This window comes from Wolbachia endosymbiont of Protocalliphora sialia (genome assembly GCF_053891855.1).
Window position 1 is genome coordinate 1 of the sequence record NZ_JAIUJX010000006.1, and the last position, 12,380, is coordinate 12,380.

The 12,380-nt window shown below is 33.9% G+C and carries 3 protein-coding genes; 1 reads left to right on the forward strand and 2 read right to left on the reverse strand.

Annotation, left to right across the window (positions count from 1 at the left end; translation table 11 throughout):
- Nucleotides 1–105 precede the first annotated feature (105 nt).
- Nucleotides 106–1,071, forward strand: a complete 966-nt coding sequence (locus LB100_RS03630; protein ID WP_456201479.1) for an Rpn family recombination-promoting nuclease/putative transposase — start codon at nt 106–108, stop codon at nt 1,069–1,071.
- A 386-nt stretch (nt 1,072–1,457) separates the two neighbouring features.
- Here LB100_RS03630 and LB100_RS03635 read toward each other — a convergent pair whose 3' ends face one another.
- On the reverse strand, nt 1,458–5,933 hold the full coding sequence (locus tag LB100_RS03635) for an ankyrin repeat domain-containing protein (RefSeq protein ID WP_456201480.1): 4,476 nt from the start codon (nt 5,931–5,933) through the stop codon (nt 1,458–1,460).
- Nucleotides 5,927–12,208, reverse strand: coding sequence for an ankyrin repeat domain-containing protein (locus LB100_RS03640; RefSeq protein ID WP_456201481.1), 6,282 nt, complete (start codon nt 12,206–12,208; stop codon nt 5,927–5,929). Before LB100_RS03640 ends, LB100_RS03635 begins: the two co-directional genes overlap by 7 nt.
- Between the last annotated feature and the right edge of the window lie 172 nt (nt 12,209–12,380).

Here is a 12,380-nt window from a genome sequence, read left to right on the forward strand (position 1 = left end):
GCCAACTCTTGAAATTTAGCTAACTTTAATAGACTTTGGCATAAAAATGTTGAATATTTCTTCACAATTGTGTATAATTATTAATGCTTTTTATCTTACTTTCTCATGGCTCTTTCGAAGTTTCTTGACGCACGCAACGATTATGCATTTAAAAGAATATTTGGCACCGAGAAGAATAAAGATATCCTCATTCATTTCTTGAACGATATTTTAGGCTTCACTGGCTTAGCTGCTATCCACGATGTTGAATTCTTAGCTACCATTTTAGACCCTGAAATTGCCGCTAAAAAGCAAAGTATTGTCGATGTTCTTTGTAAAGACTCTCAAGGTTCAAGATACATTATAGAGATGCAGTTCACTAAGACCAAAGGCTTCGAAAAGCGTGCTCAATATTATGCTGCTAAAGCCTACTCAAGTCAAGCTGATCAAGGTGATAATTATCATAATCTCAAGGAAATTATCTTTATTGCTGTTGCTGATTGTATCATCTTTCCAGATAAGTCTGAGTACAAATCTAATCATGTCATTTTAGATCAAAATAGCTTTGAACATGACTTAAAGGATTTTTACTTCGTATTCATAGAACTACCAAAATTTACAAAGACAAAAGAAGACCAACTAGAAAATATAGTAGAAAAATGGTGTTATTTTTTTCGTTATGCAGCAGAAACAAACGAAGAGGACCTAGATAAAATAGTTGGTGGTGACGTAATAATAAAACGAGCTTATGAAGAGATGAATAAGTTTAATTGGTCAGAAGAAGAGTTACTAGCATATGAACAAATGAAAAAACGCATAATGGATGAAGTAGCTGCTTTAGCTCAAAAATTTGATGAGGGTCTTAAAGTAGGTCAAGAAAAAGGTAGACAAGAAGGCATCCTCATCGGCCATGAAAAAGGTAAAGCGGAAGGTGTTAAAATTGGTGCAGAAAAAGGTAAGAAAGAGGGAGAAAAACAAGCTAAAATAGCTGTGGCAAAAAACCTACTTAAGGCTGGTGTCTCTACTGATATCATATCACAAACTACAGGTTTTTCTCATTCTGAAATTTCACAACTCAAAGAAAAAACATAATATTCCTACTTATTCACTCCAACATTTATGAAAACCTTTCCTAAGTCGAACATACTCCCAATTAAGAGTCTAATGAACTGTCTAAAATAGCTATAAAGATAGCACATAGAATTATATAAATTACTATCATAACGAAATCTTCCTACCCAACCTTCTATATCAAAGCTATATACTATAGGTTTAATATGGAGAGTGCATCAACCACTTATCTCCCAATTCTAGCCTTGTTGCCTACAATGTCTACTTCATCCATGTTAGTATTAGGACCATCAAACTTGCTACTGGTTTCCCTAATTACTTTGGCTCATTTTACCACCTTCACTTTAAATTCTATTGTAAACTTTCCACTATTTGGCATATTATACCTCCATCTCTCATATTTTAATCTACCTACTTAGGTTATTCACAAGCTTAGTTACTCCTACCTCAGAAAGACAAGTTGATACTTTGTCCTTTGAATGGCTTTGAATAGAAGCATTACTTAAATAACTTTGAGGCTCTAAACTCATTTGTTGTTTTTTTGCACTATCAACCTCTAATGTACCATCTCCATTGTGTAATATCTGTTGTATTGATTGATTTAGCAGCACCTTATTAAATTGAGCTATAAACTTGTCAAATCTCTTCGGACTTAATTTACCAGGACATCCCGCTTCTCTACCAGGACATGCTTTCTCTACATACGAGTTTAAAATCCCTGGAATCTCATCAAATTTACCACCTATGATTTTTCTAGTAATCTCTTTCTGCATTTCCATAAAATCAATATTTAACCGGTGCATTGATATTTTGCTATCCTTTGCAGCTTGCTCTACTACTTTCTCAAATCCCTCTGTAATATTTAATGCATAGCTCCGTGCTTCTAGTGGGGATATAGACTGATCTACTGTAGAAATATACTTCTGACCTGTAACTTTTCTAATTAATAAATCAAGTAACATTATTGTACCATTAAAATCAACCTGTGATAGATAGTGATCTCCCATTTCTAGTATTGTATTTCCGCCACTAGGTTTAAATTTAACAGGTGTTTGCCTTTCACGCATTTGTTTTATATTTGCATTTACATAATCAATGTTGTCTCGAAAGAAACCTCCATTTTCTTGTTTTTTATCTGTACCATCAGATGGTAGTGTGGTACTTGTTGAACTACTATTACTTACCGAAGCTTTGGCAAATTGCTCATCAACTTGTGGTATTGAACTTGCAGTATTTGATGCTTCCTCAGATAAAGCAGCTCTAAACCCACCTACAGAACTTTTCACCCAACTAAACAAATCATTTATCCATGAAGATGGTCTTGTACCACTACTTGCTGTTATCTCAGGTTGATCACTTGAATCTATAGCAAGAGGTTTTCTTGACATATGATGATGATTGTGATCTCCATGGTGATGACGGCGTTTACGTTGTACAGGCTTTTCTCTTTCTTGATTAAGTTTTTCTAAGCACTGCACAACATCACTACATTCTTCATTTTTACTATGTTCTCTAAGTTTTTCTTTAGCAATATCTAGTGGTGTTTTACCATCCCTTTCAGTATCGATATTAGCCCCTCGACTGATAAGCTCTCTAACTTTAGGGAGATTTTCTTCTCTTACAGCAGTAAATAACTTCCTGTTTAATTGTTCATGTTCTAAAATTCTCACTATACGACCTTGTTGGCCAAGCAATAATGCATTATTGAGAGATCCTTGATTCTCTTCAAGAGTGTTCTTTGTATTAATAGCAATATCTAGCGGCGTCTTACCATTCTTGTTTTTAGTATCAATATTAGCTCCTCGACTGATAAGCTTTTCAACTCTAGAAAAATCATATTCTCTTACAGCAGTAAACAACTCTTTGCCTAATTGTTCTTGTTCTAAAATCTTGACTATATCTGTGTAACCTTTTTGAGTAGCTAAGTCTAAAGGTGTTTGGCCGTAAGTATCTTTAACCTCAATGTCAGCACCTCTACCAAGAAGAAGTTTAACTGTACTTGGCTTATTTCCTTGTACAGCTACATGTAAAGGTGTCCAACCATTATTAGTTCTATCGTTAATGTTATTAGCATCACTATCTAAAAAAGACTCAACTATTTCAGATTTATCATTATTTTGGGCAGCCAAATGTAAAGGTGTATCACCATATCTATCTTTAGCTCTAATGTTAATATTGCTATCAAGAAAAAATTTAACTACATCAAACTTACCGTAAGCAGAAGCAAAGTGTAAAGGGGTCCAACCATACATGTCTTTAGCCTTAATGTTAGCACCTCTATTAAGAAAAAACTGGACCATGTCCAGATTACCTTCTTGAGCAGCAAAATGCAAAGGTGTTTTACCATCCTTATCTTGAGCATCAATGTTAGCAGCGTCCAAGCTAGCACCTCGGCTTACAAGATCTTTAACTTTTTCAAAATCACCATCTTGTACTGCAGTCAACAATTGTTTATTTAGCCGTAATTCTGCTTGTTGTAAATACTCTACAACATTATCATATTGGTGACCTTTAGCCACATCTAGCGGGTTTCTACCATCCTTATCTTTAGCACTGATATCAGCTCCTTTACCTATAAGATACTCTACTACATCCAGACGACCATTCCAAGAAGCCCAGTACAGCGGTGTCCTGCCATCTTTGTCAGTATCATTAACACTCACTCCCTTACTAATAAGAAACTCTATAATGTTTTTACTATTATTCTCAGCGGCAACATGTATAGGTTTTTCACCAATAGTAGAAGTATCTGCAGCATTGATATTAGCTCCTTTTTCTATCAAGAATTTTGCAACCTCTAATTGATCAAACTTAGCAGCATAGTGTAAAGGTGCCCAACCATTTTTATCAGCCTCATCAACGTTTACCCCCTTGCTGATAAGAAACTCTATAATACTTTTACTATTATTTTCAGCAGCAACATGTATAGGTTTTTTACCAGCAGTAGAGGCGTCTGCAGTATTGATACTAGCTCCCTTATCAACGAGAAGCTCAGCAATCTCTAAACGTCCTCTCCATGCAGCATAGTGCAGTGGTGTATAACCTTGCTTGTCAGTATCATTAATACTCACTCCTTTGCTGAGAAGAAACCCTATGATATCTTTACTATTGTTCTCAATAGCAACATGCACAGGCTTTTTACCATAAGGGCCTTTATCTGCAGCATTAATATCAGCGCCTTTTTTTATCAAAAACCTTGCAATTTCTAAACGATCCTCAAATGCAGCCCAATGTAGTGGTGTCCAACTGTATATATCTGTAGTATTAACATTAGCATTCCGACTAACAAGATCTTCAGCTTCATTGAGATTACCATCTTGTACTGCAGTCAACAATCCTTCATCTAAATCTGATTGTACTTGCTCTATCATCTCCACTATATTTGTATAACCTTCTTGCATAGCCAAATCCAAAGGTGTTTTACCATCCTTGTCTTTAGCGTTAATATTAGCACATTTATTGAGAAGAAGTTTGACTGTACTTGGTTTATTTCCTTGTATAGCTAAATGTAAAGGTGTTCTACCGTTATTAGTTATATCATTAATACCACTAAGATCTCTGTTCAAAATAAATTCAATTACTTCAAGTGTACTATCATGTTGAGCAGCTACATGCAAAGGTGTTTCACCATCTTTATTTTTAACCTTTAAGCTAGCTCCCTCTTCGACAAGATATTCTACTACTTTCACATGACCATTATTACAAGCGTTATGTAAAGGAGTATTATCACTATTATCTTTCGCTTCTAAACTAGCACCTTGGCTAACAAGAGCCTTGACTCTATTAAGATCATCACCGTTTACTACAGCCAACAATTCTTTATTTAAACCTGACTGTGCTTTTTTCAAAAATTCTTTTATATTTTCTTTAACAGCCAAGTCTAAAGGTGTGTTACCATCTTTATTTTTAGCCTTTAAGCTAGCTCCCTTTTCGATAAGATATTCTACTACTTTTAAATGACCATTTTGAGAAGCATAATGTAAAAGAGTGTTACCATTGCTATCTTTCACCTCCAAGCTAGCACCATGGCTAACAAGATCATCAACTTTATTAGGATCACCATTTTTCACCGCAGACAACAATTCTTCATCTAATCCTGATTGTATCTGCTTTATCATTTCTACTATATTTATGTAACCCTTGTGATCAGCCAACTCTAAAGGTGTTTTATTGTCTTTATTTTTAGCCTTTAAACTAGCTCCCTTTTCGATAAGATATTTTGCTACGTTAAAGTGACCATTATTACAAGCATTATGTAGAGGAGTATTATCATTATTATCTTTAGCTTCTAAATTAGCACCTTGAGCAATAAGATCTTCCACTTTATCAAAAGTGCCCTCTCGTGCATTGATTGACAATCCTTGATCCATCTGCGCTCTCTTCAAAAGCTCTATCATATCTCCTTTAGTAGCTAAGTCTAAAGGTGTTCTATCATTCTTATCTTTAGCATTGACACTAGCACCTCTATCAAGAAGAAGTTTTGCTACGTTCAACCTTCCTGCTTCAACAGCAAGATCTAAAGGCTTTTTATCATCTTTGTCTTGAGATTCGATGACAGCACCTTCATCAAGAAGAAATTGAGCTATATCCAAATTACCCCCTTGAGCAGCAAAATGTAAAGGCGTTCCCTGATACGTTATCTCATTATTAAATTTTGCACCGTTACTAATAAGAAGTTTGACCACACCCCATTTACCTGACTGAGCAGCATAAAGTATCGGTGTCCAATCACGCCCGTCTTGAACTTCGATACTTGCACCTCTGTCAAGAAGGAATTGAACCATATCCAAATTATTTCCTGATGCAGCAAAGTGTAAAAGTGTTTTACCTTCCTTGTCTTGAGCATCAATATTAGCTCCTCTATCAAGAAGAAGTTCTACCACGCTCCATTTACCTGTTGAGTAGCAAGAAATATTGGTGTGTACCCAAATTTATCTTGAACTTCAATATTAGCACCTCTATCAAGAAGAAGTTTAACCTTATCAAATTCACCCGCCTCGGAAGCAAGATGCAACAGTGTTCTGTCAAGTTTACCTTGAGCATTTATGTCTCCACTGTTTGGAACCTCTAAATGTATAGAACTCTCTTGTGAATTAACAATAGAACTCACATTATTTAATTTATCAATACTATCTGAATTATGTATTTTATCTACTTCATTACTTAATAATATCTCTTTGTCAGTAAATTTTATAGATAATGTTTTCATTTCAGGTTCTTTATAGAAATCTCTAAAATATATAATACACAACTCATTTGCTTCTATGCCAGCATTAAAGGCATTGGTAACTATCAAGTCATATTTATCATGAAGGTAGGTATACCGCCCTGCTTTTTTAGATATAATTAGTTTACTATTTTCTTCTATGTCTTGAGGTCTTACTACAATAATTTTCTCATCAGAAATAAAGAATGAAGACTTTAAATCTAGATTACCATCTATTTCCACCGGTGCATTATCAAAAATAATTTGTAGTTTTTTATACCACTTATTTATAAGTGCATCCTTCAGCCTAACTGTTATTACATCTTGCTGCAAGCCGGTAGCTGATATAGATAACTTAATTAATAAATCATTTTTGTCTTTAATAATCGTTGGTGTCGGTTTTATACTCAAATCCCTATCTACTTGCTGTACCAGCTGATGTAAATCTAATATACTTCTTAAACTTTTCTTTCCATTGACATCCTCATTAATGATTACCTCTTGAATAGGGAAGTTTTCAATATCAAGTGTTTCATGACCTGAAGTAATTGTACATACATCGTTTCCGCTTAGAACAATATTTTTTCTCCCACTTGCATTGAGTTCACTACAAACATCTCTCCTCATAGAATCCGCAGCGTTGCTTCTCCCTCTATTATTTAAACAACTATCTAAATCTAACTTATTTTTTGACTGATTTAAAAAGGTGTGCCTTTCAACATCTTCAACCATAGCAGATGTTCTACTTGCTATTTGCTGACTATTTTCTTCAGTCAATATTGACTGATAGTCTACTACACTTTGATTATAACCATTTGACCCTTGTATACTACGTCTCTTGCGAGTAGATCCACAATCTTCAATCTTCCAAACACCATTGATAACACTTTCCCCTGATTTCCAAGTGAACACATACCGCCTATCCTTGTCACAATTGTTTAAGTGGTACATACAATCATTATTAGGTGAGTACAAGTACCTTCCATACTCAACATTTTTAATACATACCTCTGATGAAAATACCGCATTTCTCACTGACTCTGGTAATTTACTTTTTAGCCTTTCAAGATCAGATCTTTTTTCTGAACTGACCCCGGAATATTTATTAGAGTTTACTGTACTTTTAATACGGTGAGCTAACTCAAATACTGCACCATCGTTCTTCGGCATTTTATCAAACACAGCCATATAACCTGAGATACTCTGACCAGGGTTATTATGACTGTATATAAACCTTAATATTTCTTTTTTATCTACTTGCCAGTATACGTCACTTACAGCTTCCTTAATTGCTCTATCAAACAACTTTTCATCAAAATTATAAATCTCATCCAAAAGTTCAATAGTCGAAGCACTACGATTATGCAGCATACCATCCTTTAGCACCTTTTTTGCTGTACTTTTTATCGAACCTTTTAAACTACTTATACAAAACTCTACCAATCTTTTTGCGTTAGATGGAATATTTGCTTGGTTAACAACTTCCTTCTTTAAAAATTCAACCTGTTTTATCATTTTAAATGCGTCATTACTTTTAGTCTTGATCCTGTTACAAAGAAGTTCAATTACACCTGAGTCATTATTGTAAGCGGCTAAATATAGAGGTGTTCTACCATCGTTGTTTTTAGCCTCGATATCAGCACCTCTATCAAGAAGAAGATTAATTACGTTTTGCTTTGCTTCTTCAACAGCCAAATGCAGGGGTGTCTTACCCTCCTTACTTCTAATTTCAATACTAGCACCTTTATCTATAAGAAAGCTAACCATATCAGGATTACCATAATGAACAGCATAGTGCAAAAGCGCCCAATTATCACTGTTGCAACTAGTACTCTCTAAAGCATTAATATTACCTTTCTTCTCTAAAAATGCTTTGAATACACTCTTGCTTAATTCTACATTACCGTTGTAAGTAGCATAATGCAAAGGCGTCCAGTTCTGTGAACACTGATTTTTATATTCAATATCAACATTACTTTTTTTAGCAGTTTTATCAAGAAGGGTTTTAACTTCATCCCATTTACCTTCATAAACTGCTGTACTTACCAAAGGTTTCAATACTCCCAACCCTGAAGAGATCATCCAATTATTGCACTGATCTATTATGTTTGAATCATAGCCATTCAGCAAAAGGTTGTTTTCTAACTTTTCAAGCAATGTTAAAATCTGATTACTACTTGGCGTTTTATTTTTTAATTCCTCAATTTGTTCTAAACTACAGGAATTTTCTGTAAAGCTTACATGGTCCTGAAGTGAAGAAAAACTTAAACATTGGTATATTGGGTTCTTGTTTTCCATTATAAAATTATCAATCGATACTAAACATTTAAAGTCATTTTCTACTTTAGGAGCATATTTACTTTTATTTTTATAATTCTCTGAAGCTTTTTCAATTAGGTCTTGTACTTTCCCTACTTCATATAAGCTAAACCTATCTAATCTACCGAGCGTTATTGGTTCTAAACCTAGATCAAACTCCAACGTAGAAATTCTATGAGACTCAGAATTATTCCAATTCTTTATATTGATTGTGTGATTGGATACTTCATCAGAAAACACCAAATCTGTGTTACTACTAGAAACTCTAATCCGATCTGGAGTAATATTCTTTAGTATCATTACTCCTATACGCTTTTCATCTTCCTCTATCGAATTTAAAGTACCATTTTGATTATGTGTAATATCGACAGACTCAGTGAAGTCTATAGTGTATTCTTTTACAGTTTTCTCATAATCACTCTTAAGTTTATCTTGATAGTCCATTATTCCATTAACTTCTTGCTGTAAACCAAGATATGAGGAAAAATTACCATCATTCCACAGAAAAAAATTAACGTTTCTCCATTTACTTTGATTATCATAAAAATTTTCTACTTTTATTATAAAAGGAACCTCGTTATTCCTTATCAGTAAAAGATGATCTTTGTTTCTATATCGCTCAATATCTTCAAGACGGGAATCTATCACTACATGATCATCTTGAAAATCTTTAGGTAACACAAACATGTTTTGAGCTTGTGTAGCGTGGAAAAAAGGAACTAATTTACCATTTCTCGAAGAAGAGGGAGAACATGATATTGACTGTATATTAGGGATAAAAGTTTCTCCTTTTTTATTCATAATTATAAGATGCCTATAATTAGAATCTTGAAGGTAATTTTTTACTCGAATGTTACTATTATTGTGCTTTAAATAGAGGTCACATTGCTGGATTGAAAAATCTTTTTCAACCATTGGCATAAATAGTATATCCAGTTTTTTATCATTTGAATTATTATCAATTTTAACTTCTCTACTATTTATATCATTGCTAATAAAATACACATCACTTCCATCTCCACCTCTAGCAACTATGGCTCCTTGATCAAAATTTATTATATCATCTTCTGAAGAACCAAAAAACATATGTGGAACTGTACTATTATCCTGATTTTGTACTTTATCTCTAATAACACCAAAGACTTTATAACTCTTATGATTATTTAGAATTTTTTTGTAATGATTTTCAACATTGTCAAAATTATCTAGGGAATGTTCTGAATGTAATTCAAATGAAGTAATTTTTATAGTTGATGAGTCTGATCTTTCAATCTTAGGAACAATATTACTACCATTTTTATCTATTAGTGCAAAGCGAGGTTTATTACTGCTTTGCTCAACATAATTTTTTACATCAAGAGTAAATTGATTGTTTTGACCAAAATTTATTTTTAAAGATAAAGTATTACTGTCTGTGGAATAAGTGATTTGATCACAATCACCTAATAAATCGATTTCCGGAAAAATTATAGTTCCTGTTCCATCTACATCAATTTCTGAATATAAACCCTTACCTTTGTAGTCTGCAGCTTTTACGTAAAAAGTATAATTGCTCTTTCCACCTTTGACTGTAGTATACGGCGAAATAATTACTTTTTTACAATTTTCAACTACATCTTTCCTATTTTTATCAAGACCACCGCCACTATCTATTATAACCTCACGATCATCGGTTCCTATAAAGTGCTCAGAGTAACCCATGCACAAAATCTCATCCACCTTGTTCTTTCTTCCAACATAGTAATAATTAAAGATGCCATTATTATCAATTTGATCATTGATTAACCAACGACCATTTACTCTTGCCTTTAATGACCCAGAGGCATTAGGCTTAAAACGATAGTTAACGTTCATTCCTATAACTGGATCTTTCAATTGACTTAAATCAATTATATTAACAGAGTTACCTCCACCAATAATTTTACCTGAAAAGCCAATGTTATTTACAATAAACCTATTTACTACATTATTACCACCAGTTATTCTTGTTGCACCTGGATAAATTAGAAAATTATTGTTCCATTCGTTGCTTCCAATAATGACACCATTATCTACATTCTGTAGATCATAGACAATTGTTTTGCCATTTTGCTTTACACCTACTCTACCATCGTGACTAATAACCATTGCATTATCACAGTAGTATAAAGGCGGTTGAACTGAATTTGTAATACCTTTTTCATAATCTTGCCCAGTAATCTTTGGCAAACAAATCCTGCTAGCACCCGGTATACGATCAGGTATAACACGTGAAAGATCTTCGGTATTAGTGTCTTCCTTATCCATCAGAATTTTTGCATAATCTGGACGAAGGGTATTACCGCTTACTTTTCCAAGACCAATACCATAAGCAACAGTACTATTAGGGCTATTATTTAAAGCTTGCCACGCTCCTTTAGTGAGACTATTAACCATTTCCTTTCTTGCTGCAAGATGTTGCACATCTAGTGGTACAGGTTGAAAAGCAAATGTATGCCAAAAAATACGCCAATTTTCATCATGGGTCGTATCATACTTTTTCTCGTACTCCACGATATTGCTGACACCACTATAAATTCCATAACCTACCATGAGCCCAAACCCAACTGCAATACCAACTACCGGCATACTTGCTGCTGTAAGAGCAACACCAGAAACAAATGATACACTAGAAAAGGATATAGATGCTATATTATCTCTTATCTCCTTTTCTCCACATGGATTATCACTATCCTCTCTTTTTTTACAATCAACAAGATTACTTGCTGACATACCTATATCAACAATATCAAAAACACCAGCTATAGCTCCTGCCGTACCTTTTGCTATTGTACTTCCAAACTTTACACCTGCAATCCGAATAGCAAATTTTGTCTGTTTACCCAGAGTGCCTGATACAATTTTTCCTGCAACCTTTTCAGCTGATGCTACAACTTTTGGAGTAATTTTAACCATTACATTCTCAATTGGTTGAGATGCAAAAGACCATCCTATCCCACCTAAATTTAATCCACAATCTATTGCTGTTCCATCTTTACAAGATACAATAGCTCCATGAATTCCTCTTATTAATTGTATTCCACCTGCAGCGTTCATTAACCTGCTTTTCAACTTTGAGCTTTTTGTTGTACTACCAGTTTGCTGTGAAATGTCACCGTGCAAATTCTTAATACGTTCATTTTCAATATAACGTCCGTACCCTTGATCTTCAACTACCTTATCAAATAAGTACTTATGATTACCTTCGATATTTTTATCTCCAACGAACTCTATTAGCTGAGCATTTTTCCCTTCATTTTGACTACTTTTAACATAAGTTAGGAACTTTTCACTATCAACTATAATCTTATCTATATTATTTTCATCTACCCTTCCCTTAATAAACTTTTTTACATCATCCAATGAAAATAAACAAGGATTAATACTTCTTCTTTTTCTACTACCTTGTTTTACACAATTATTTAGGTCAAATTTCTTTCTAGGTGCTTGTGTTTCAGCAAGTACAGCCTCTAGATTAGCTATACGTTGTGGATCTATACTTAATTTGTCTGAAACATTTTCTCTCGTGCGTATAAAATAAGCTTCATCTCTTCCTTGAACTTGCAAACGGTTACGTATTTCATCAGGAATATTACTTCTACTTCCTTGCAACACAGCATTAATACCTCTAGCGTTTTCTAACGCCCATAAGCCACAATTATAACCATCTCTTTGTTGAGTAACAGAAACATCATGAACGTTAATTTGAGCCTGTTGTAAAACTTGACGAATATTATCTGGAACTATAATGCACCCATTTGTCTAGACCATTTTTTTCAAAGTGATC